Genomic DNA, 22,029 nt, shown 5'->3' with positions numbered 1-22,029 from the left:
GCAGACGCCGGGCCTGGGCCCGGCGTGGGGTCCTTAGAAGTCGTAACGCAGGCTGATGCTGGTGGTGCGGCCGGCAATCGAGCGCGCGCGGATGATGCCGTTGGCCGGAATGCTGGCCTCTTCGGCTTCGGTCAGGCCGAAGGTGTTGAACAGGTTGTTGACGTTGAGTGCGACGGTGAGCGCATCGGTCACGCGGTAGTCGCCGAACAGGTTCACCTGCGTATAGCCGGGCATCTTGAGCTGGTTGGAATCCTGGGTGTAGGCATCGGTGGTGCCGATCAGGTTCACGCCGAACTGATAGCCGTCGCCGCGGTAGCTGGGCGTCAACTGCCACACCACATCGGCCTGCCGGCGCGGCACATTGCCGGTGTTTTCCGGGGTGATCTGGTCGCGGGAGATTTCTGCATCGGTCCAGGTCAGGCCGCCGTTGACGGTGAAGCCTTCGTAGCGGTAGCTGGCTTCCAGCTCCACGCCGTGCGCTTCGTAGCTGCGGTTGAAGAAGCGCTGGCTGGTGACTTCGAAGTTCTGTTCCTGGGTGCGCGCGGAGAACGCAGTGGCGAACAGGCTCAATCCATCGCGGCGCCACTTCAGGCCTGCTTCGGCCTGGCGCACCACGTTGACGCCTTCATCGGACGACACCGAGCCGTCGTCGCGCACCACGCCGAACAACAACCGGTCTGCGTTGGCGCGTGCGCCGCGGCTGATGCGCGCGAAGGCGCCCAAATCGTCGGTGATCAGGTAGTTGCCGCCCAGCGAGTACGACAGGTAATTCCAGTCATAGTCCACCGGGCGGGAGTTGGCGGTGTCGACCGTGGCCACGCGCTGCTCTACCGGCTGGATCACGCCGTCGCCGTTGACGTCCAGGTTCTGTGCGATGGCGGTGCCGTTGTAGCTGCCGCGCGCGTCGCCCATGTCGTAGCGCAGGCTGCCGTCGACGCTGAACTTGCCGCTGTCGAAGGTAAGCGCCACATACGGTGCGTTGACGTCGTAACGCACGTCGTAGCTACGGGTGATGCAGCAGTCGCCCCAGAACGGGGTGCCGTAGGCGTACAGGCCGTTCTGCGAGCGCGACACGCCGGCAGCGTCGACCACGTTGAGCAGGCGCGAATCGCGGCCCAGGCTCTGCACGTAGGAGTTCCAGGTCCAGTCCATGTCGATGGTCTGGCGCGAGCTGTAATAGCCCATGCGCAGGTTGAGCGTGCGGCCGTCGCCGCCGAACTCGCGCGAGACGCTCAGATCGTTGGTGACATTGCCCAGGTCGTTGATGGCGACATTGAACAGATGCGTACGGATGGCGTTGCCGGTATAGGCCTGGCCGGCATCGGCGCCGCTGGCCTGCACCAGCTGCGCACCGGCACCGCCGATGGAGGCCGCCAGCGTGGCCGCATCGGTGACTTCGGCCGGGAACGGGCTGACGAAGCGGCCGCTGTTGTCGGCGATACGGAATTTCTCGCTCAGGTTCCAGCCGTTGCCCAGGTCGAACCAGGCTTCGGCGCCGATGGTGCGTGAGATTGGGTGCATACCGTCGCCCAGGTCGGTGCGGCGCGGCCGGTTGTTGCCGTCCAGGCCGACATCGCTGCGGAAATTGCGGCTGTACAAGGTGTCGTTGCCGGGGTCGAAGCCGGGGAAGCCACCCAGGTCCGGCGAGCCGTCGCGGCCACGCACGGAGGTGGGCACCGGCAGGTAGCCGGCGGCGCGGTCGTTGAGGTATTTGCCGTACAGGCGCACATAGCCGTTGTCGAACAGACGGGTGAGGTTGGCCTTGATCTGGCCGCCCTTGTCGGTGGTGTAGCCGGCATCGCGCACGCCATCGCCCTGGCGGAAGAAGCCGCCGATGTTGAACTGCCATTGCTCGGCGAACGGCGTGCCGTAATTGAAGTCGATGCGGGTGTTGTCGTAGTCCAGGCCGCGGCTGACGCCGACGCTGCCGCCTTCGGTATCACCGGTCTTGCTGATGAAGTTGATGATGCCGCCGGGCGCGTTGCTGGTGAACGTGGACGCCGAGCCGCCGCGGATGGCCTCGATGCGGTCCAGGGTGAAATCCGAGCGCAGGAAGATGTCGGCATTGCCGAAGGCGATATCGCCGAACTCCATCACCGGCAGGCCGTCTTCCTGCAACTGCAGGAACTTGGCGCCGCCCGATGCGACGGGAAGGCCGCGCACGGCGATGTTGGCATTGCCTTCGCCACCGCTGGACTCGGAGCGGATGCCGGGGATGTTGCGGAAGATTTCGGCGGTGCTGCGCGGCGCCGATTGTTCGATGGCCTCGGCACCGACGGTGCTGACCGAGACGCTGGATTTCAGCTTGGTGGTGGCGGTGGAGGTGCCGGTCACGAACACCGAATCCAGATTGACCGCGGCGCTGTCGGCGGCCGGCGGAGTGGCGGGTGCGGCAGCGGCGTCCTGGGCCAGCGCGGCGGGCGCGCACAGGCAGGAAACGATCGCGCAGGCCAGGGCATGCAGGCGCAGGGTGTGTAAGGTGGACATCGCGATTCTCTCTCTCACAGGTGGTGGTGTGCCGACGCCTGCATCGTCCCCTCCCAGGGAATGGCCGTGCGGCCTGCAGTGCGAGCGCAGTAATACGCGTCAATACAATCGATTGCAATCGTGCATTGCAGCATTCGGATGGCTGCCCGGCCGCCCGTAAGGCAAAGCACCAACGTGCTGCGGCGCAGCGTTACAATCGATTGCAAAGACGGCAGGGTACAGTGCGCTGCGGCCGCTGGGAGCCGCACCGATGCCCAGGGCCCTGCATGTCGTCGACCGCTCCTCCGCTTTCCTTTGCGCGCATCCTGGCGCTCAACGCCGGCTTCTTCGGCGTGCAATACAGCTTCGGCTTGCAGCAAAGCAACATGAGCCCGATCTACAACTACCTGGGCGCCGACCACGCCAGCCTGCCGTACCTGTGGCTGGCCGGGCCGATCACCGGGCTGGTGCTGCAGCCATTCGTGGGTGCATGGAGTGACCGCTCGGTCACCCGCTGGGGCCGGCGCATGCCGTACATGGTCCTGGGCGCGCTGGTGTGCAGCCTGTGCCTGCTGGCGATGCCGTTCAGTACCGCGCTGTGGATGGCGGTGTGCCTGCTGTGGATCCTGGATGCGGCCAACAACGTGGCGATGGAGCCGTACCGTGCACTGGTCAGCGACGTGCTGGCGCCACCGCAGCGGCCGCTGGGTTATCTGACCCAAAGCGCCTTCACCGGTCTGGCGCAGACGCTGGCCTACCTCACGCCGCCGTTGCTGGTGTGGATGGGCATGAACCAGGATGCCGCCAACGCCCACCATATTCCGTACGTCACCATCGCTGCGTTCGTGATCGGCGCGGGATTTTCGGCCGCCTCCATCCTGCTCACCGCTCGCAGCGTGCGCGAGCCGGCGATTGCGCCGGCAGAGATCGCGCGGATGCGCCAGCGCGGCGCCGGCCTGGGCGCGGTGATACGCGAGATCGGCGGTGCGTTGCGCGACATGCCGCCGACCATGCGCCAGCTGGCCCCGGTGATGCTGTTCCAGTGGTACGCGATCTTCTGCTACTGGCAATACATCGTGCTGTCGTTGTCGACCACGTTGTTCGGCACCACCGACCCCACCTCGCACGGGTTCCGCGAGGCGGGGCTGGTCAACGGGCAGATCGGCGGCTTCTACAATTTCATCGCGTTTCTGGCTGCATTTGCGATGGTGCCGGTGGTACGCCGCTTCGGCCCGAAGTACACGCATGCCGCGTGCCTGCTGGCGGCGGGCGCCGGCATGTGGCTGTTGCCGGGCATCGAGAACCGCTGGCTGTTGCTGCTGCCGATGATCGGCATTGGTCTTGCCTGGGCCAGCATGATGGGCAACCCGTACCTGATGCTGGCCGACAGCATTCCGCCCGAGCGTACCGGCGTGTACATGGGCTTGTTCAACCTGTTCATCGTGCTGCCGATGCTGATCCAGATCGTCACCTTGCCGCTGTATTACGAGCGCCTGCTGCACGGCGACCCGCGCAACGTGATCAAGCTTGCCGGCGCACTGATGCTGGCCGCCGCGGTAGCGATGCTGTGCGTGCGCGTCCGCAAGCCGAAAGTGATCCTGCCAGATTCTTAGGAATACCTAGGGAATCTCTGAACAACGGGCCACAAAAGCGCGACACTACCGGTTTGGAGCGAGGAGGCATGCATGCAACTGACGTTCGGTGACGCCGAGGGCTTGGGCAAGCGTAAGCAAACCCGCCGCGAGATCTTTTTAGCCAAGATGGAGCGGGTCGTTCCGTGGCAGCAATTACTTGGTCTGATTGAGCCGCACTATCCGGTGTCAGGGAGGCCCGGTCGGCAGCCGTACGCACTGGCGACAATGTTGCGGATTCATCTACTGCAGCAGTGGTATGCGTTGAGTGATCCGGCGATGGAAGAGGCATTGCACGAGATCCCAACCCTGCGGCGTTTTGCCCAGCTCGGCGGCTTGGACAACGCTCCCGACGAGACCACGATTCTCAACTTTCGGCGCCTGCTGGAGACCCATGACCTTGCTGCACGGATGCTGGAAGCGGTCAACGCGCATCTGGCGCGCAGGGGCCAGAGCCTGCGGGCGGGAACGATCGTCGATGCGACGCTGATCGCTGCGCCCAGCTCGACCAAGAATGCCGATCATGCGCGCGACCCTGAGATGCATCAGACCAAGAAGGGCAACCAGTGGTATTTCGGAATGAAGGCGCACATCGGCGTAGATGAGTTTTCTGGGCTGGTGCACCACGTCCGTTGCACGGCCGCCAATGTGTCCGATGTGACGGTGATGCACGCGTTGCTGCATGGCAAGGAAGACAGCGTGTTCGGCGATAGCGGCTATACCGGTGCGGAAAAACGCGACGAGCTGCAGCGCTGCGAGGCTGCATTCTTCATCGCCGCCAGGCCTTCGACAGTCCAAGCCATCGGCAACAAACACGAGCGTGCTCGGGAGCAGCGTTGGGAACACTTCAAGGCCAGCGTGCGTGCGAAGGTGGAGCATCCATTCCGGGTGATCAAGCGGCAGTTTGGCTACACCAAGGTGCGCTATCGCGGTTTGGCCAAGAACACCGCGCAGGTGATGACGTTGTTTGCGCTGTCGAACCTGTGGATGAAGAGAAAGCAGTTACTGCCGACTGCGGGAGGCGTGTGCCTGTAATCCGGAGATGACCTCCGGACTGCGCCGGAAATGGTGTAAATCCGCCTATCCGGACGCGACTCCTCGGAGCAACGCATGTTGCTCATCCTCAGGTCTCGTTGATCAGACCATCCCTAGCTGACATCGCCGGCTGCCTGCCCCCCTCATCCGCCCTTCGGGCACCTTCTCCCGCAGGCGGGAGAAGGAAGCGGGCTGCCGGCTGGTATCTCCGAATCGGCAATCCCAATCCCGAATCCCGAATCCCGAATCCCGAATCCCGAATCCCCGCTTCACGCCGACTCGCGCACCACCAGCTTCACCGGCATTTCAACCGATTGCACCGTTTCGCCGGCAATGAGCGCCAGCAGGCGGTCCACCAGCAATCGTGCGGCCAGGCCCAGGTCCTGCCGCACCGTGGTCAATGGTGGCTGGCTGTAAGCCGCCAGCGGAATATCGTCGAAGCCCACCAGCGAAATGTCCTGCGGCACGCGGTGGCCGGCTTCCACCAGAGCGCGGATGGCGCCCACGGCAATCACGTCGGAGGCGGCAAACAAGCCGTCCGGCGGGTCGGTCTTCTTGAGCATGGCGCGGGTCAGCCGGTAGGCGTCTTCGCTCACGAAATGGCTGCGCGCATGCAGGCGGGTGTCGAATTCCAGCCCGTGCTGCTCCAGCGCGTGGCGGTAGCCGGCAAAGCGCGGTGCCACTTCCGGCAGCTGGTCGTCGCCGAGAAAGGCGATGCGCTGGCGGCCGCTGGCGATCAGATGTTCGGTGGCCAAAGCGCCGCCCTGGAAATTGTCGCTGCCTACGCTGATGTAGGCCTGCCCATCGATGCGGCTGCCCCAGACCGCCATCGGCAGGCCGTCGCGTGCGGCCTCGTCCAGTGCGGCATGCTCGGAGCTTTGCCCCAGCACGATCACGCCATCGGAGCGGTTGCCGCGCGCCAGCTGCTCCACCCAGCCGTCCTGGTGCCGGTCCAGCTTGGACAGCAGCATGCTGTAGCCACGGCCGGTGAGTTCTTCGGCCAGCAGCGCCAGCATGGTCATCAGGAACGGATCGGACAGCGGCTGATCCAGCGCATGCATCATCGGCACCGCCACGCTCACCGTGTTGGAGCGTTTGGCGCGCAGGCTGCGCGCGACCGGGTCGACCTGATAGCCGGCATCGGCGGCAATCTGCTTGATGTAGGCGCGGGTGCGCTCGGCCACCACCGGGCTGCCGGCCAGTGCACGCGACACGGTGGACTCGGAGACGCCGGCCATGCGGGCGATGTCGGCCATCTGCGGGCGGGCATTGTGCGTGGTGCGTTCTGAAGGTTTGGCCATGGCAGCGCACTGCGGAAAAGCCAGAGTGTAATCAGTTCGCACTAGAGGCGGGTTGTTCGCGTAGTGGCGGCCGCTTGTGCGCGGATGCGCTACGTCATCGCGCACCCATGTCCTAGCGTTTGCACTCGATCGGTCGACGCGCGTGGCAGGCGGACACGACGGCTGCGTCGCCGTGGCCTGTGCCCGAGCCACCGAAGAGATGCCGGCAGTGCATGCGGCGGCGGCCGTCAGCCCATGTAGAGGCCGCCATTGACCGCGTAGTCGGCGCCGGTCACGTAGGCGGCCTCGTCGGAGGCCAGCCACGCGCACAGCCCCGCCACTTCGGCCGGCTTGCCCAACCGGCGCACTGGCACCGAGGTGGCCAGGCGGTCGAGCACATCCGGCGGAAAGCTGCTGATGGATGCGCTGGCGATGTAGCCGGGCGAGATGGTGTTGACGGTCACCCCGCGCGAGGCGACTTCTTGCGCCAGGGCGCGGCTGAAGCCATGCATCGCCGCCTTGGCGGTGGCGAAGTTGATCTGTCCGATCTGGCCCTTGTGCGCGCTGACCGAACCGATATTGACGATGCGCCCCCAGCCGCGCGACGTCATGCCATCGACCACCTGCTTGGTGATGTTGAACAACGAATGCAGGTTGCTGGCGATCACCGCGTTCCAGTCGTCGCGGGTCATCTGCCGAAACAAGGTGTCGCGGCTGCCGCCGGCGTTGTTGACCAGCACATCGATCTCGCCGACTTCGGCCTTGACCTTGGCAAACGCGGCCACGGTTGACTCCCAGTCGGCGGCGTTGCCTTCGGAGGCCACGAAATCGAAGCCCTGTTCGCGCTGTTCGCGCAACCAGGCCGACTTGCGTGGCGAATTGGGCCCGCAACCGGCAACCACGGTGTGCCCGCTGCGCGCCAGCTTCTGGCAGATCGCGGTGCCCACACTGCCCATGCCACTGGTGACGTATGCGATGCGGAGAGTCATTGAGTAACTCCTTCGGAGTTGGGATTCGGGATTGGGGATAACGGGACTCGTAACAGCGGGCAGTGATTCGCTCTGGCTTGGCGAATCCCCAATCCCGAATGCCGAATCCCGGCGCGCGGCTAGCGCGCCAAAGGAAACAAGCCAAACACCAACCCGCCGCCAAGCATCAACAGCGAGATCAGCACCGCCCACTTCAGCGTGAAGCGTTGGTGGTCGGCGAAGTCGACCTTGGCCAGGCCGACCAGCAGATAGGTCGATGGCACCAGCGGGCTGAGCAGATGCACCGGCTGGCCGGCGAGCGAGGCGCGGGCCATTTCCACCGGGGTGATGCCGTAGTGGCCGGCCGCTTCGGACAGGATCGGCAGCACGCCAAAATAGAACGCGTCGTTGGACATGAAGAACGTAAACGGCATGCTGACGATCGCGGTGATCACCGCCAGGTACGGGCCCCAGCTATCGGGGATCACCGCCAGGAAACTGCGCGACATCGCCTCCACCATGCCGGTGTTGGACAGGATGCCGGTGAAGATGCCCGCGGCGAAAATCAGCGACACCACCGACAGCACGTTGCCGGCGTGGTTGACCAGGCGGCGGCGCTGTTCGGCCAGGTTCGGGTAGTTGATCATCAGCGCCAGCGCAAAGCCGATCATGAACAACACCGGCATCGGCAGCACGCCCACCACCAGCGCGCCCATCAGCGCCAGGGTCAGGATCAGGTTCACCCACAGCAGCTTGGGCCGCTTCATGTCTTCGGTATCTTCCACGCGCGGCAATGCGTCGTTGTCTTCGGGGATGCTGGTCTCCAGCCAGTTGCCGTCGGCCGGCAGCCGTACCACGCCCAGGCGGCGACGCTCGCGCATGCCCAGGTACCACGCCAGCGTCAGGATGCCGGCAATGGCCAGCAGCATGGCCGGTACCAGCGGCACGAACACATCGGCCGGGTCCACATGCAAGGCAGTGGCGGCGCGCGCGGTGGGGCCGCCCCAGGGGGTCAGGTTCATCACGCCGCTGGCCAGGATGGTCACGCAGGTGAGGTTGAGCGCGTTCATGCCCAGGCGCTGGTACAGCGGCAACATCGCCGAGACGGTGATCATGTAGGTGGTGGAGCCGTCGCCGTCGAGCGAGATCAGCATCGCCAGGATCGCCGTACCCATCACGATCTTCAGTGGGTCGCCCTTGACCAGGCGCAGGATGCGGCCGACCAGCGGGTCGAACAACCCGGCATCGATCATCACCCCGAAGTAGAGGATGGCGAACATCAGCATCACGCCGGTGGGCGCGATCTTCTTGATGCCTTCGAGCATCATGTCGTTGATGCCGGTGCCGAAGCCGCCCAGCAACGCGAACACGATCGGCACCGTGATCAGAGCCACCAGTGGCGACAGCCGCTTGCTCATGATCAGGTACATGAAGGTGATCACCATTCCGAAACCGAGCGCGGTCAGCATGCGGGCAAATCCTTTGAGGCGTACAGCAGGGGGAGGGCGAAGCGCAGCGCTGCACAGGACGCGCAGTGCTGGTGATGCGGTGATGTGGGAACCACCGGTGTTACAAGCGCACGCGCATTGCAACGATGCAGCGACTTGCGAGGACCGCGCTGCACACGCGCAGCGATGACATGCAAAGCGCTCACTTCACTGCAAGGTGCGGGTGGGCACCGCATCAGAAGTCGTACTGGAAGCGGCCGGTGACCGCCAGCGTGTGATCGACCACCGCATTCATGGTGCGGTCGCGGTTGCGGCTGTCGATGACATTGAGCATCACGCGCAGGTTGGGCTTGAAGTACCAGTTGCCGCCCAGCGTCCACGACTGCGTGCTGGCATCGATGAAGTTGGGCTGCCCATCCAGATGCTGGTCGCCGCGCATGTAGTCGTAACGCAGCGCCAGCTCGAACGCGCCGCTTGGGCGGTTGGGCGTGGCGATGCGGCTGAAGCGGCCGGTCTTGCGGTCGTAGCCGCGCGATTCGCCGGTGACGAACCAGCTGACCAGCCCGTAGCTCGCCAACACCTTGGCATGCTGGCTGCCATCGTCGAGCAGGCCGCCGCTGAATTCGCTCTGCCACGACCACGGGCCCATGACTTCGGCATATTCCAGCGACCATTTGTCGAAGTCGGTATCGCGGCCGTCGGCAAAACGCGCCAGGGTGATGCGGCTGTTGTTGGCCAGATCGTTTTCGGGGCGTGGCCGGATCAGCAGCGGTGCTGCGCCGGCGCTGCCCGGGTGCGAATAACGCTCGTGCGCCAGCGAGATGCCCAGGTGGCGCAGGCGCGCTTCGCCCATCTCCGGCGCAAAGGTCAGCCGGGTGCCGAGCGCACCGCCCTTGGTGGCGGAATTATCGATGCTTTCCAGGCTGTACAACGCCGTGGACCAGGTGGCATCCGGGCGGTTGGCCTGCCAGGAAATCGCCTTGCGGTAGATCGGCGCCAGCGTGGTGGAGGCATAGCCGCGCTCCAGGAACGGGCCGTAATTGGAGCCGGTGCGGTCATCGAGCGAGAAGTACTGCTTGAACTGGCCCACGGTCAGCGTACCGGCAGAAAACTTCCTGGCGATATAGACATCGCGCGCCAGGATGCCGCGGCTGCCCGGCTCGTACTGCAGGCCGGCAAATTCCGCCTCGGCCTTGTAGTTGAAGCCGTAGAACTTGCCCGCCACGTCCAGCCACGCGCGGCGGAACTGGGTGTCGTTGCGCTCGGGCGTGCCGCGATCATCGTTGTCGAACACGGTGAAATCCCAGTGGATACGCCCGCCCACTTCCGCAGTGACCGGGCCTTCGCCATCGGCCGCATGCACCGCCGGTGCCAGGCAGAGCGCCGCACAGGCGGTGAACGCACGCAGGCGCAAGGTGTCGTTGCTCACAGACCCTCCCAGGTACATGTGTGAATCACGTTCAGCGATGCGCCGCACAACCGCCGCGGCGCGTTGGCAGCAGCCTAGTCCGGTGAAGCTGTCATGGACCTGTCGTTGCTGGGCGGGGATTGGGGAGTCGGGATTGGGGATTCGTAAGAGCAGAACTGCAGCAGCGGCAAGCTTTTGTGCGCGCGGCCTGTTACCTTCCGGCCGCAGCCAACCGCTGTTACGAATCCCCAATCCCTATTCACGAATCCCTGCCGCATGCGCCTGCTGCTAGTCGAAGACAATGCCGATCTCGCCGATGCCATCGTGCGGCGCATGCGCCGGAGCGGGCATGCGGTGGATTGGCAGGCCGATGGGTTGGCGGCGGCGAGCGTGTTGCGCTATCAGAGTTTCGATCTGGTGGTGCTGGATATCGGTTTGCCCAAGCTCGACGGGCTGCGGGTGCTGGCCGGGATGCGCGAGCGCGGCGACACCACGCCGGTGCTGATGCTGACCGCGCGCGATGGCATCGAAGACCGCGTGCAGGCGCTGGACGTCGGTGCGGATGACTACCTGGGCAAGCCGTTCGATTTTCGCGAGTTCGAAGCACGCTGCCGCGTGCTGCTGCGCCGCAATCGTGGCCAGGCCAGCGAGGTGGTGCAGATCGGCGGCTTCGTATTCGACAACGCGGCGCACACGGTGGCACTTGACGGTGCCCCGATCGACCTGCCCAACCGCGAATACCGCCTGCTGGAGATATTGATCGGGCGGCTGGGCCACGTGGTGGGCAAGGACGAGATCGGCAACGGCCTGTTCGGCTTCGACGACGACGCCGGGCCGAATGCGATCGAGCTGTATGTCGGCCGGCTGCGGCGCAAGCTGGCCGGTGCGCCGTTGCGCATCGTCACCGTGCGCGGCGCCGGTTACAAGCTCGAGGAAGCCGACCCGCATGCGCCCGCAGAGCCGGTCATCGATGGCTGAGCCGCTGCCGGTAGCGCCGTCGATCCGGCGCACCTTGCTGCTGTACCTGGGCAGCCTGTCGCTGCTGGGCGCAGTGGTGCTGTTCTTTGCGGCACGCGATTACGGCGAGCGCGCGGCCAACCGGTCCTACGATCACCTGCTGGTGTCTTCGGCGCTGTCCATCGTCGACAGCGTGGCGCTGGTCGGCGGCGACTGGCAGGTGGACCTGCCGTATGCCTCGCTCGACCTGCTCGGCATGGCGCCGGAAGACCGTGTGTTCTACCGCGTGTTCGACGCGCAGGGCCGCACCATCACCGGTGAAGACACCCTGCCGTCGCCGGCACGTGCGCCCGGCGATGAGCGCCCGGTGCTGTTCGATGCCCTCTACAGCGGTGAGCCGGTGCGCTTTGCGGTGGTGATGCACCGCGTGGCCTCGGCCTCCGGGCAGGGCGAAGTGCGTGTGCAGGTGGGCCAGACCCGGCGCGCACGCGATGCGGTGGCGCGCGATGTGGTGCTCAATGCCCTGGTGGCGATCGGGGTGTTGTCGCTGCTGGCGCTGGGGCTGGTGTGGCTGGGCGTGTATCGCGCACTGCGGCCGCTGCAACGGATCGAACGTGACCTCTCCCGGCGTGAACCGTCGGAGCTGAAGCCGCTCACCGTGCCGGCACCGCAGGAAATGCAGTTGATGGTGGCCGCGCTCAACCGCTTCATGGCACGGCTCTCGTCCAGCAACGAAACCCTGCGCGCCTTCATGGCCGAAGCCGCGCACCAGATGCGCACGCCGCTGGCCGCATTGCGCGCGCAGGCGCAGCTGGCCATGGACGACGACGACCCGCGCGAGATGCAACGCAGCCTGGTGGCGATCGAGCGCAACGCCAGCCACATGAGCCGGCTGCTCAATCAGTTGCTCAGCGATGCCAGCGTGATTCACCGTGCAAACCTGCAGCGCTTTGCCACCGTGGATCTGGCCGAGGTGCTGCACCAGGCCCTGCACGAAGCGCTGCCGCGCAGCGAGGGCGCACCACGCGTGCAACTGGCCATCGACCCGCAACCGGCGTTGTTGCGTGGCGATGCGCTGCTGCTGCGCGAAGCGCTCAAGAACCTGATCGACAATGCCTGCAAATATGGCGCCGGCGCGCCGCTGCAGGTGGCGCTGACCACCGACGGCAGCCATCACGTGCTCACCATTGCCGACCACGGCCCGGGTATCCCGGCCGCCGAGGCCGAGCGCGTATTCGAGCGTTTCGTGCGTGGGCCCGATGCGCCGGCCGGCGGCGCGGGGCTGGGGCTTGCCATCGTCAAGCGCGTGGTGGAGGCGCATGGCGGGCGTATCGATCTGGCCAACCGCATCGGCGGCGGGTTGATCGCTTCGTTGCATTTTCCTGGAGGAACGGCGTGATGCGTGTGCTGTGGCTCATCGTCTTGTTGCTGATGCAGGGGGTCGCGTGCGCGGCGCCAGGCGATGTGCGGCGCTTCCCCGCGCAGGGGCCGGTGCATGCGCAGCTGCGCGTACAGGGTTCCACCGATCTGGAAGTATTCGGCGCCGTCATCCAGGACTACCAGCGCCTGCATCCCGGCACCGAGGTGATCTACGAAGACGTGATCGCCTGGGATATCTACGCGCACTATCTGCAGCCCGGCGCCGGCACCTCGACCGCAGACATGCTGATCAGCGCCAGCATGGACCTGCAGACCAAGCTGGTGAACGACGGCCATGCGCTCGCTCACCGCTCGGCGCAGACCGAGGCATTGCCTGCCTGGGCGCAGTGGCGGCACGAGGTGTTCGGGATCAGTTACGAGCCGGTGGCCATCGTCTACAACACCCGCAAGCTCGATGCGGCGCGGGTGCCGCGGACCCGGCGGCAGTTGCTGGCCTTGTTGCGTGCACCCGATGCGCCGTTACGCGGCAAGGTGGGCACTTATGATGTCGAACGCAGCGGGGTGGGGTATCTGTTCGCCACCCAGGACGGGCAGGTGGGCAGCATTGCCGGCGCGTTGCTGGCCGCGTTGGGGGCCAACCAGGTCAGGCTGGAAGAACGCACCGGCACCTTGCTCGACCGCGTCAGCCGTGGCGACCTGCTGCTGGCCTACAACGTGCTCGGCTCCTACGCGCAGACCCGCATCGATGCCGGCGCCCCGCTGGGCATCGTGCAGCCGCAGGACTACACGCTGGTGGCCTTGCGCACCGCGGTAATCCCCAAGACCGCGCCGCATGCGCCGGAAGCACGCAGGTTCCTCGACTATCTGCTGTCGCCACGCGGTCAGCAGGTGCTCTCGCGCGAGGCGCGCCTGATGCCGATACTGCCGGCCGCCGGCGGCCGCGGCGGCTCGGCGCAACCACCGTTCCGGCCGATTCCGCTCGGCCCCGGCCTGCTGGTGTATCTGGACAAGCTCAAGCGCCGCCAGTTTCTGGACGCCTGGCGTGCGAGCACGCATCCGCCGCGTTAGGCAAGGCAAGGCGAGGCAGCGGCGGCGGCCATGTGCCAGACTTGGCGCATGGCCGATCTCACCATTCTCGTCGCCGACGACCACCCGCTGTTCCGTGCGGCGGTGATCCATGTGTTGCAGCAGACCCTGCCGCAGGCGCAGGTCGTGGAAGCGTCCAGCGCCGCCACGTTGAGCGCGATGCTGCGCTCGCACCCGCAGGCCGAGCTGGTGCTGCTGGACCTGGCCATGCCCGGCGCGCGCGGCTTTTCGGCGCTGCTGCATGTGCGTGGCGAGCACCCGGACATCCCGGTGGTGGTGATCTCGTCCAACGATCATCCGCGGGTGATCCGGCGTGCCCAGCAGTTCGGCGCGGCCGGCTTCATTCCCAAATCCACTCCGGCCGAATCGATCGGCACGGCGGTAGCCAGCGTGCTGGATGGCGGCACCTGGTTTCCGCCGATGACCGCCGAGCGCTCGGAAGCCGATGCGCAGCTGGCCGCCAAACTCGCCCAGCTCACCCCGCAGCAATTTCGCGTGCTGCTGAGCCTGGCCGATGGCCTGCTCAACAAGCAGATCGCGCACGAACTGGGCCTGGCCGAAAACACCGTCAAGGTGCATGTCACCGCGATCCTGAAAAAGCTCGACTGCTATAGCCGCACGCAGGCGGCAGTGCTGGTCAAGTCATTGGAGCCGGAAGGCGAGGGTTGATTGCGCGTGCGCTGCGGGTTGCGGCCTGCAGCCACACCACACATGGCGCACCGCGCACGCAGCCAGTGCGCCCGCCCGTCAAGTGCGACTGCAACACCGTAGCGAGCAATCGTCAGGTGGTTATGCACAGCGCGCGCAGAGCCGCAATGTACGCGTGGTCCATGCCGCACCGGGCACCGGCCGCGCCCGCCTGACGACTGCGCGGCCGTTGTGCTGGTCGCTCTACGCTGGCGGCTGCCGATAGAACACCATGCCGCCGTGATGCAGCTCGTCGTCGGTGACGAACTGGCCATCGGCGGTGAACCCGGTGTCGTCCCAGTAATCGATGTGAGTGCCGGTGATTTCGTAGCGGCCCTGGTAGGCGCTCTGGCGTGTGCCGCGGGCCTCGTCGTAGCGGCCGTTCGGCAGTAATTCCTGCCGGATCCGTCCGTCGCCGGTGACCCACATGCCGATATACGGGTGCGCTTGCATGGTGTGTCCTGAGTGTTGTGGCGATGTGCTGGTGGCCTTGGCCGGCTGCGTGGCCACCACCGACGGGCAGGCGAGCGCACAGCCGGCGCCAAGCGCCACCGCAATGGCGGCTTTCATCGGCATGTCGCTCATGGGCTGGCCCTGCGTTGCATGGGGCGTTGACCGCGCTGCAGCACGGCGTCGTAGGCGGGCAGGTCCAGGAACGCGTTGACCTCGACAGCCTTGCCGTCGCGCATCCGCATGATCCATGCGTAACGATTGCGATAGCTGCCGCCGTCGCGCAGCGTGGCCACGCCTTCCCACTGCGCGATGACATGCTCGCCATCGGCCCAGATGCGTTGCTGCACCGGGCGCAGTGGCGAGGCCAGGCGCTCGGCCAGCGGGCGGACTGCGGTGGCGATCAACACATCGCTGCCGCGCAAGCTGCCTGCGCTTGGGCCGGAACCTTCGATGGTCCACACTACCTCGGGCGACAGCAGCGTTTGAAAGAGGTCGCTGCCGCCGGCCTGCCACTGCGCAAATGCCGCTTCGACGATGCGCTTGTTGCACACGTGTGCCGGCTGCCCCGCGCAAACCTCTGCGGATGCAGCGTCCTTCGAGATGGCACCGGCGTTGCCTGCGAACGTTGCGGCGACAAGCAGCGCTGCCGCCGCGATGGCTGAAGGTCTGGTCATGGCTGCTCCGTGGCGATCAGCTGCGCAGCTGCAGCGGATGGGTGCCGTAGATCAACTGCTGCGCCATCGGCCTGCCGATGAAGCGTTCGGGGAAGATCGGCGGCAAGGCGCTGACGCTCTCCAGGCGCGCAAGCTGGTCGTCGCTGAGCCCGATGTCCAACGCACCGAAGTTGTCTTCGGCCTGCTGCAGGGTACGTGCGCCCATCACCGGCGAGACCACTGCCGGGTGGCGCAAGGTCCAGGCCAGCGCCACCTGCGAGCGGGAAGCGCCCACTTCAGCGGCGACCGCACCGACCGCATCGGCGATGTCCAGCGAGCGCGCATTGAGATGCCCGGTCGAGGCAATCACGCCCTTGCGGCTGCTCGACACATCTGCCGAATTGTCGTCGGACAGGTCCGCGCGGCTGTATTTGCCGGTCAGGATGCCGCCGCCCAGCGGCGACCACGGCAACACGCCCAGGCCGAGTTCGCGCGCCATCGGCATCAGTTCGTGTTCGACGCTACGCTCGACCAGGCTGTATTCGATCTGCAGCGCCACCAGCGGCGACCAGCCACGCAGGTCGGCCAGCGTCTGCAGCTGCGCCACCCGCCAGGCCGGCGTGTTGCAGATGCCGATGTAGAGCACCTTGCCCGCCTGGACCAGATGGTCCAGCCCGCGCATGACTTCCTCCGGCGAGGTGGTGAAGTCCCAGGCGTGCAGGTACAGCAGGTCGATGCGATCGGTGTCGAGCTGACGCAGGCTGGTCTCGACCGAGCGGATCAGATTCAGGCGATGATTGCCGCCGGAATTGATGTTGCTCGCGTCGCGCGCCATGGTGAATTTGGTGGCAAGCACGAAGCGTTCGCGGCGGCCTTTGATCAACTCGCCGAGGATGCGTTCGGAGCCGCCGTTGGTGTAGTTCACCGCGGTGTCGATGAAGTTGCCGCCGCGGTCTGCGTAGGCATCGAAGATGCGCCTGGCTTCGCCCGCATCCGCGCCCCAGCCCCACGCCTCGCCAAAGGTCATGGTGCCCAGCGCGAGCGGCGACACCCGCAGCCCCGAGCGGCCGAGCAGGCGATAGCGATCCAGCGAATGTGTCTGTGTCATGGGGTGTCTCCCGGCAGTGGCGTTGTGCGTCATGCGATGCACTTTGCCGCTGGCAGTGCGACCAGCGTGAGCCCGGTTATCCGGGAGTCTTGCCTGATCGTCCGGATCCACGGTCCCGACCGCGCCGCCACGTTGATTGCGTGACCCAGCGACGTGGCTGGGTGCGTGTTGAGGTCAGGAGGCGAGGTTCAAGCGGACGCAGGCGCGGACGCAGGCGCGGACGCAAGTACAGACGCAAGTACAGAAGCCCAAGCTGTCCTGCTCCTGTAGGAGCGACCCTGGTCGCGAGGGCCTTTCCCGTGACGGGCAAGCCCTCGCGGCCAGGTCCGCTCCTACAACGGCCGCATAATCCCAGGCTGCCCTTGCTCCTGTAGGAGCGACCTTGGTCGCGAGGGCCTTTCCCGGTGACGGGCGAGCCCTCGCGGCCAGGTCCGCTCCTACAACGGCCGTCGCAATAACCACGCAAGCCAACGGGTATGACAGCGCTCTGCGCGCGTGGCGACGTCAGGGCTTGGGCCGGTAGACCACGATGCCGGCGGTCCTGGCGACGTACTCCAGGAATGGTGAGTCCACCACCTTGTTGTTTTCCGGCCGCGAGGACGCATTGCGCAGCACCGGGCCGGCGTCGGTCATCAGGAAGATGCCGACATGGCTGACATCCAGCCCGGCCGCGGGCGAGTATCTGCCGACGTAGTCGCCGGTGCGCAGCTGGCGCACGACGTTGCTGTCCACGGCAGCGGCCGGGATGTAGGTGATGGTCCGCTGCACGATCGGCAACCCGGGCAGGTAGTTGCTGCCATCGGCCTTGAGATTCAGCGCCTTGTCCACGCTGACTGCAGCAGGGCTGAGCGTGGCGGTGATGTCGTCGGCCAGCTCGTAGGGGCGGGCGACCCAGTCGGAAAAGAAATGCTTGCGATAGGGAAAGCCGACGATGCCATCGACATAGCGGGTGAGCACCAGCCGATCAACGAAATCCTGCTGCGAAGACGCCCTGCGCCCGGCTTCGACATAATCCAGATAGGTGAAGCAATCCAGACCGGTGAAATCGATGATCAGCTTTTCCGGCGTCGTCGCCGAGCCCTGCAGCATGTTGGCCTGGTAAGGCGTGTCGAGAAAGAGGGCGGAAATGCGCTTGATCAGATGCCCCGCGCTCAGGCCGCGGTGCCGGGAAACCTGGTCCAGCACCGTGTTCAAGCGCTGCACCGTGTAAGGGTTCAAGTCCGCACGGATCGGCCCGACGGGCTGCACGGTCGCCGCAGGCGTGGCCGCCTGTGCGGGCAGGCTCGCCGCGCAGCCTGCAGACAGCAACGAGGCCGCTAGCAGTGACGTGTGTCTGAACATGGTGACTCCATCGTCCGGGGGGAGGAAATCGACCAACGCGCAAGCGTGGAATCTAAACCAGCAACACTGCAAAGGCGGTGCACGGTGTCGCAATCGTCTGCGTGTTTATTCGCTGAGAAAGCGCGCGCTCGGTTGCCACTGTAGCGCAACAGGCGACAGGAAACCCCGCATAGCAATTATGAGAAACACCGAGATAATGTCGCGATTTACACAGTAAAGAAGCCGACATTTGCACACGGAATCAGCGCAGGCGCGCGACGCGACATCGGTCGGGACGTGGCACGCGGCTTCACCCGCGGCGCAACAGCATCTGCGTCATCAGCGCGCGTAGCGCGGGCGGGCGCACCGGCTTGGAAAGAAACCCCCATCCCAATTCCTGCGCATGCTCGCGCAATGCCGGGTCCGGCTCTGCGGTGATCAGGATGATGCGTGGCTCGCGTTGCCAGCGCTCCACCAGTTGCGGCAACAGCATGGGGCCGTAATGCCCACCCATGCGTACGTCCAGCAACACCAGCTCAGGCGCGTCGTCGGCGCTGGCAGTGGCAAGCGCCTCATCCGGGCCGCCGGCAAAATCCACGCGGCATTCCCAGCGCTCCAGCAGGGCACGGGTGGCCTCGCACACGCGCGGGTCATCGTCCACGCACCACACGCGGCAGCCGTGCAGGATGGGGTCGTTGCCGTGTTCGGCCGTGGGTGAGGGCGGCGGCAACCCGGCGGCGATGGCGGCGCGGTCGCCCAGCGGCACGCTGACCGAAAACACGCTGCCGCTGCCGAGGGTGGAGCGTAGCCCGATCCGGTGGCCGAGCAGGCGGCCGATGCGCTCGACGATGGCCAGGCCCAGGCCGGCGCCGCGGTCGTTGGCAACCCCGTCGTCCAGGCGGCGGAATTCCTCGAAGATTTCCTGCTGCAACGCCTCGGCAATGCCCGGGCCTTGGTCGTGCACTTCGATGCGCAACCAGCCGCCACGGCGACGGCAGCCGATCAGCACGCGCCCACGCGGCGTGTAGCGGATCGCGTTTGACAGAAAGTTCTGCAGGATGCGGCGCAGCAGGTTCTCGTCGCTCAGCACCACCGCCGAGGTGGGCACCCAGTCCAGCACCAGGCCACGGTCTTCGGCCAGGATGCCGAACTCGCGCGCCAGGGTCTCCAGCAGGGGCGCGAGGGCGAAGTCGCGTACCTGCGTGTTCAGGCTGCCGGCCTCCAGGCGCGAGATGTCCAGCAGGCTGTTGAGGATGGCGTCCTGTGCGGCAAGGGCGCCATCGATGTTGTCCACCACGCGCGCGCTGCCGGGCTCGCGCACCTGCCCGCGCAGCACCGACACGAACATGCGCGCGGCATTGAGCGGTTGCAGCAGGTCGTGCACGGCCGAGGCCACAAACCGCGTCTTGTAGCGGTTGGCGCTTTCGGCCTCGCGCTTGGCGGCGGCCAGGTCGCGGGTGCGCTCTTCCACGCGGTGCTCCAGCGCATCGGCCAGCGAGCGCAGTTCGCGTGCGGCGTTCTTGTAGCTGGTGATGTCGGCGTAGCTGGTGACAAATCCGCCATCGGGCAAGGGGTTGCCGCGGATCTCCAGCACCGTGCCGTCTTCCTTCTCGCTTTCGCGCATATGCGGCTTGCCGCTGCGCAGGTGATTGAGCCGCCGCTCGATCGCCGCTTCGATCGGCCCGGGCCCCAACAGCCCGCGACGCGCATTGAAGCGGAACAGGTCTTCGATCGGCCGGCCGATCTTGAGCAGCTCCGGCGGGAATCGGAACAGCTCCACATAGCGCGAATTCCACGCCACCAGATTGAGCGCCTCGTCGATGACCACCACGCCTTGCGGCAGATGCTCCAGGCTGCGGCTCAAGCCGGCATTGGACTGCTGCGCGGCGGCGACCACGCCGTCCTGCGCGGTGCGCAGTTCTTCGGCATGTTGTTGCAACAGGGTTTCCAGCTCGTGCCGGCTGCGCTGGCGCAGTGCCGACAGGCGGCGACGCTGCTGCACGAACAACCACAGCAACGCCAGTGCCAGCCAGGCGCCTGCGGCCGCAATGGCGGCGGCGCGGCCGGCGGCGGCGCTGGCGCGGGTGTCGTGCAGCAGATGCAGGCGCCAGCCGCTTTCCGGTACCTGCTGCGTCTGCCACAACACCGGCGCGCCCAGCGGCGGGTCGAGCACATCGGCCAGCACGCCGCCATTGCCGGTCTGCTCGATCAGCCGGCGCCGCAGTGGCAGCAGGCCCTGGTTGGCGTACTGGCGGGTGCTCTGCAATTCGTTGCGGTCGCGTGGGGTCAGCGGTGCCAGCATGCGGTAGCGCCAGCGCGCGCGGCTGGCCAGAAACACCACGCCGTGGGCATCGGAGGCCAGCACGATATCCGGCGTCTGCAGCCATTCGCGCTCCAGTGCGGCCAGCGCGATCTTGATCACCACCACGCCCTGCACCTGGCCAGCCGAATCGACGATGGCCTGCGACAGGAAATAGCCCGGCTCGCTGGTGGTCATGCCGATGCCGTAAAAGCTGCCGCTGCCGGTCGCCAGCGCCTGCTGGTAATACGGGCGGAAGGCGTAATCCACGCCGACATTGCTGCGCGCCGCACGCCAGTTGCTGGCCGCCAGCGCAATGCCGCCGCGGTCGATCAGCGTCAGCGTGGACGAGCGGGTGACGTTGTTGGCGCGTTCGAGCTTGCGGTTGAGCTGATCCACTTGCGCGGCCGACAGCGGGCCGGAGACGGCCGCGCGCAGCTCCGGGTCCAGCGCCAGGATCTGCGGCAGGGTGCGATAGCGGTCGATGCGCTGCTGCAGCGCCTGCGCATACAGGCCCAGTTGCCGGCGCACGGTGGCGCTTTCCTCGCGCAGTGCGCTCTGTTCGACGAAGTGCCCGGCCGCCAGCATGGCCACGACCATGCCGCCCAGCACGATGACCAGGGTGAGCAACAGGCGGCGGCGTTGCGAGGCATACATGCCGGCAAGTATGGGGGGCTGCCGCCGGATCGCGCAGCCATCGCCTCAGCGCGCGATGCACAGGCGCCCAAACGACAACGGCCGCACCCGTGAGCGGATGCGGCCGTGTCGAACACCGAGTGCGCTACGCGATGCCTGCGAAGCACCGGCGAACCGCTGCCCGGCAATGACTCCGCTGCAGTTGGCGCCGGAGCGAATGGCCGGCGCCTCGCAGCGCCCCGGCGCTGCTTAGAACTGCACCTGCGCGCGCAGTTCCATCACGTGCGGGGTCTCATGCACGCCGTTGCGCGAGGAATCCACCCAGCTGTAGTTGGCCTGGAACTTGAAGTGGCTGGTGAGGTACCAGTTGGCGCCGATGGTGGTGTCGTGCTGGCGGCCGCCGTGCACGTTGTTGTCTTCCAGGTTCAGGCGGCTGTAGCGGGCGGTCAGCTCCACCGCGCCGTAGTCGTGCGCCGGCTTGAGGTTGCCCGGCACGCCGCCGGCATAGCTGCGCGACTCGCCGGTCAGCGACCAGGTGCCGTACACGTACTGGCCCTGCGCGATGAAGTGCGGCTGGCCGGCATTACGCGCCACTTCGGCACGCAGCGCTTCGCTCTGCAGCGAGAACGGGCCATGGATCCACACCGCTTCCACGCCGCTGCGGATCACGTGGTCCACATCCAGGATGGTGCCGGTGTCGATCAAACGCACGTCGGTCAGGCCGGCTTCCGGGCGGGCACGCAGACGCACGCGCGGGCTGAACGACACGCCGCGGCCGTCGCTGAAGCCACGCGGGTTCTCGATCGAGCCGGCGATGCCCAGGTGCAGCACGTCGCCTTCGGCCTTGACCGGGGTCCACGCCGCATGCACGGCCTGGGTGGTGCCCGGGTTGTCGCCCTGCAGGTCCTTGCCGCCGTAAGCGCCGGCCTGCAGCAGGTACTGCTGACGCTCCAGCGTCCATTCCACGCCGGTCCGGCGGCCCTGGAACACCGCCTGCACCGGCAGGCCCAGTTCCATGAAGCTACCCGCACGCGAGCTCTGCACCGCTTCCAGGCCCACCGGCACCTTCATGTAGCCCAGGCGCACGCGGCCATAGTCCTGGCAACGAGAACGGCCGCACCCGTGAGCGGATGCGGCCGTGTCGAACACCGAGTGCGCTACGCGATGCCGGCAATGCACCGGCGAACCGCTGCCCGGCAATGACTCCGCTGCAG

The 22,029-nt window shown here is 66.4% G+C and carries 16 protein-coding genes, 1 other RNA gene and 1 pseudogene; 6 read left to right on the top strand and 12 right to left on the bottom strand.

Annotated elements, in window-relative coordinates; genetic code table 11:
* Positions 1-33: 33 nt before the first annotated feature.
* The gene (locus tag ACCQ12_RS16450) at positions 34-2,487 is read right to left on the bottom strand and encodes a TonB-dependent receptor (RefSeq protein ID WP_372382260.1); all 2,454 of its coding nucleotides are present in this window, start codon (positions 2,485-2,487) and stop codon (positions 34-36) included.
* A 266-nt stretch (positions 2,488-2,753) separates the two neighbouring features.
* On the opposite strand from ACCQ12_RS16450, the gene ACCQ12_RS16445 reads away from it, so the two are divergent.
* Positions 2,754-4,079 (top strand): MFS transporter, encoded by a 1,326-nt coding sequence (locus tag ACCQ12_RS16445; RefSeq protein WP_372382259.1) that lies wholly within the window; start codon positions 2,754-2,756, stop codon positions 4,077-4,079.
* Between the two features lie 72 nt (positions 4,080-4,151).
* Positions 4,152-5,132 carry an IS5 family transposase gene (locus tag ACCQ12_RS16440; protein WP_372382258.1) on the top strand — a complete coding sequence of 327 codons (981 nt, stop codon included), beginning with the start codon at positions 4,152-4,154 and terminating at the stop codon, positions 5,130-5,132.
* Between the two features lie 269 nt (positions 5,133-5,401).
* Here ACCQ12_RS16440 and ACCQ12_RS16435 read toward each other — a convergent pair whose 3' ends face one another.
* The 4 genes from ACCQ12_RS16435 to ACCQ12_RS16420 all read right to left on the bottom strand — a co-directional run bounded on the left by ACCQ12_RS16435 (position 5,402) and on the right by ACCQ12_RS16420 (position 10,257).
* The gene (locus ACCQ12_RS16435; protein WP_039406238.1) at positions 5,402-6,433 is read right to left on the bottom strand and encodes a LacI family DNA-binding transcriptional regulator; all 1,032 of its coding nucleotides are present in this window, start codon (positions 6,431-6,433) and stop codon (positions 5,402-5,404) included.
* Positions 6,434-6,660: 227 nt separating this feature from the next.
* Positions 6,661-7,401: an acetoacetyl-CoA reductase gene (gene phbB / locus ACCQ12_RS16430; protein WP_039406241.1), complete on the bottom strand. Its 741-nt coding sequence runs from the start codon at positions 7,399-7,401 to the stop codon at positions 6,661-6,663.
* Between the two features lie 119 nt (positions 7,402-7,520).
* Positions 7,521-8,849 (bottom strand): CitMHS family transporter, encoded by a 1,329-nt coding sequence (locus tag ACCQ12_RS16425; protein ID WP_166744294.1) that lies wholly within the window; start codon positions 8,847-8,849, stop codon positions 7,521-7,523.
* Between the two features lie 214 nt (positions 8,850-9,063).
* Entirely contained in the window at positions 9,064-10,257 is a 1,194-nt protein-coding gene (locus tag ACCQ12_RS16420; protein WP_166749256.1) for a porin, read from the bottom strand.
* 255 nt (positions 10,258-10,512) lie between these two features.
* Between ACCQ12_RS16420 and ACCQ12_RS16415 the strand changes: the two genes are divergently transcribed.
* From ACCQ12_RS16415 to ACCQ12_RS16400, 4 genes are read left to right on the top strand one after another with little or no spacing between them, the layout of a single operon-like run.
* Positions 10,513-11,214 carry a response regulator transcription factor gene (locus ACCQ12_RS16415; protein WP_179455440.1) on the top strand — a complete coding sequence of 234 codons (702 nt, stop codon included), beginning with the start codon at positions 10,513-10,515 and terminating at the stop codon, positions 11,212-11,214.
* On the top strand, positions 11,207-12,592 hold the full coding sequence (locus ACCQ12_RS16410; protein ID WP_179455441.1) for a sensor histidine kinase N-terminal domain-containing protein: 1,386 nt from the start codon (positions 11,207-11,209) through the stop codon (positions 12,590-12,592). The genes ACCQ12_RS16415 and ACCQ12_RS16410 overlap by 8 nt, the downstream gene beginning before the upstream one ends.
* The gene (locus ACCQ12_RS16405) at positions 12,592-13,641 is read left to right on the top strand and encodes an ABC transporter substrate-binding protein (protein WP_372382257.1); all 1,050 of its coding nucleotides are present in this window, start codon (positions 12,592-12,594) and stop codon (positions 13,639-13,641) included. Before ACCQ12_RS16410 ends, ACCQ12_RS16405 begins: the two co-directional genes overlap by 1 nt.
* A gap of 48 nt (positions 13,642-13,689) precedes the next feature.
* On the top strand, positions 13,690-14,328 hold the full coding sequence (locus ACCQ12_RS16400) for a response regulator (protein WP_047696977.1): 639 nt from the start codon (positions 13,690-13,692) through the stop codon (positions 14,326-14,328).
* A gap of 86 nt (positions 14,329-14,414) precedes the next feature.
* Here the strand turns inward: ACCQ12_RS16400 and ACCQ12_RS16395 are convergent.
* The 7 genes and pseudogenes from ACCQ12_RS16395 to ACCQ12_RS16365 form a co-directional block, all read right to left on the bottom strand.
* A non-coding RNA gene (locus tag ACCQ12_RS16395) (sX9 sRNA) lies at positions 14,415-14,491 on the bottom strand.
* A gap of 59 nt (positions 14,492-14,550) precedes the next feature.
* Positions 14,551-14,916 carry an Atu4866 domain-containing protein gene (locus tag ACCQ12_RS16390; RefSeq protein WP_372383645.1) on the bottom strand — a complete coding sequence of 122 codons (366 nt, stop codon included), beginning with the start codon at positions 14,914-14,916 and terminating at the stop codon, positions 14,551-14,553.
* An 11-nt stretch (positions 14,917-14,927) separates the two neighbouring features.
* Positions 14,928-15,473: a nuclear transport factor 2 family protein gene (locus ACCQ12_RS16385; protein ID WP_372382256.1), complete on the bottom strand. Its 546-nt coding sequence runs from the start codon at positions 15,471-15,473 to the stop codon at positions 14,928-14,930.
* 16 nt (positions 15,474-15,489) lie between these two features.
* Positions 15,490-16,560, bottom strand: coding sequence for an aldo/keto reductase (locus ACCQ12_RS16380; RefSeq protein ID WP_179455443.1), 1,071 nt, complete (start codon positions 16,558-16,560; stop codon positions 15,490-15,492).
* Positions 16,561-17,064: 504 nt separating this feature from the next.
* Positions 17,065-17,901, bottom strand: coding sequence for a DUF1460 domain-containing protein (locus ACCQ12_RS16375; RefSeq protein ID WP_179455444.1), 837 nt, complete (start codon positions 17,899-17,901; stop codon positions 17,065-17,067).
* A gap of 289 nt (positions 17,902-18,190) precedes the next feature.
* A complete protein-coding gene (locus ACCQ12_RS16370) occupies positions 18,191-20,836 on the bottom strand; it encodes a hybrid sensor histidine kinase/response regulator (RefSeq protein WP_372382255.1) in 2,646 nt (881 codons plus the stop codon).
* A 228-nt stretch (positions 20,837-21,064) separates the two neighbouring features.
* Positions 21,065-21,916 (bottom strand): annotated as a pseudogene (locus ACCQ12_RS16365) (OprO/OprP family phosphate-selective porin); the annotation flags it as partial.
* Positions 21,917-22,029: the final 113 nt, after the last annotated feature.

Origin of the sequence: Xanthomonas sp. NCPPB 1068, assembly GCF_041479385.2 — a bacterium.
Lineage (GTDB): Bacteria > Pseudomonadota > Gammaproteobacteria > Xanthomonadales > Xanthomonadaceae > Xanthomonas > Xanthomonas cannabis.
This window is presented reverse-complemented; position numbering and strand designations above follow the sequence as displayed.

Excerpts from the sequence above, each read along its gene's own strand:
- ACCQ12_RS16410 (WP_179455441.1), top strand. The coding sequence starts at position 11,207 with ATGGCTGAGCCGCTGCCGGTAGCGCCGTCGATCCGGCGCACCTTGCTG.
- phbB (WP_039406241.1), bottom strand. The coding sequence starts at position 7,401 with ATGACTCTCCGCATCGCATACGTCACCAGTGGCATGGGCAGTGTGGGC.
- ACCQ12_RS16440 (WP_372382258.1), top strand. The coding sequence starts at position 4,152 with ATGCAACTGACGTTCGGTGACGCCGAGGGCTTGGGCAAGCGTAAGCAA.
- ACCQ12_RS16385 (WP_372382256.1), bottom strand. The coding sequence starts at position 15,473 with ATGACCAGACCTTCAGCCATCGCGGCGGCAGCGCTGCTTGTCGCCGCA.
- ACCQ12_RS16435 (WP_039406238.1), bottom strand. The coding sequence starts at position 6,433 with ATGGCCAAACCTTCAGAACGCACCACGCACAATGCCCGCCCGCAGATG.
- ACCQ12_RS16370 (WP_372382255.1), bottom strand. The coding sequence starts at position 20,836 with ATGTATGCCTCGCAACGCCGCCGCCTGTTGCTCACCCTGGTCATCGTG.
- ACCQ12_RS16425 (WP_166744294.1), bottom strand. The coding sequence starts at position 8,849 with ATGCTGACCGCGCTCGGTTTCGGAATGGTGATCACCTTCATGTACCTG.
- ACCQ12_RS16400 (WP_047696977.1), top strand. The coding sequence starts at position 13,690 with ATGGCCGATCTCACCATTCTCGTCGCCGACGACCACCCGCTGTTCCGT.
- ACCQ12_RS16445 (WP_372382259.1), top strand. The coding sequence starts at position 2,754 with ATGTCGTCGACCGCTCCTCCGCTTTCCTTTGCGCGCATCCTGGCGCTC.
- ACCQ12_RS16405 (WP_372382257.1), top strand. The coding sequence starts at position 12,592 with ATGCGTGTGCTGTGGCTCATCGTCTTGTTGCTGATGCAGGGGGTCGCG.
- ACCQ12_RS16415 (WP_179455440.1), top strand. The coding sequence starts at position 10,513 with ATGCGCCTGCTGCTAGTCGAAGACAATGCCGATCTCGCCGATGCCATC.
- ACCQ12_RS16380 (WP_179455443.1), bottom strand. The coding sequence starts at position 16,560 with ATGACACAGACACATTCGCTGGATCGCTATCGCCTGCTCGGCCGCTCG.
- ACCQ12_RS16375 (WP_179455444.1), bottom strand. The coding sequence starts at position 17,901 with ATGTTCAGACACACGTCACTGCTAGCGGCCTCGTTGCTGTCTGCAGGC.
- ACCQ12_RS16450 (WP_372382260.1), bottom strand. The coding sequence starts at position 2,487 with ATGTCCACCTTACACACCCTGCGCCTGCATGCCCTGGCCTGCGCGATC.
- ACCQ12_RS16390 (WP_372383645.1), bottom strand. The coding sequence starts at position 14,916 with ATGAAAGCCGCCATTGCGGTGGCGCTTGGCGCCGGCTGTGCGCTCGCC.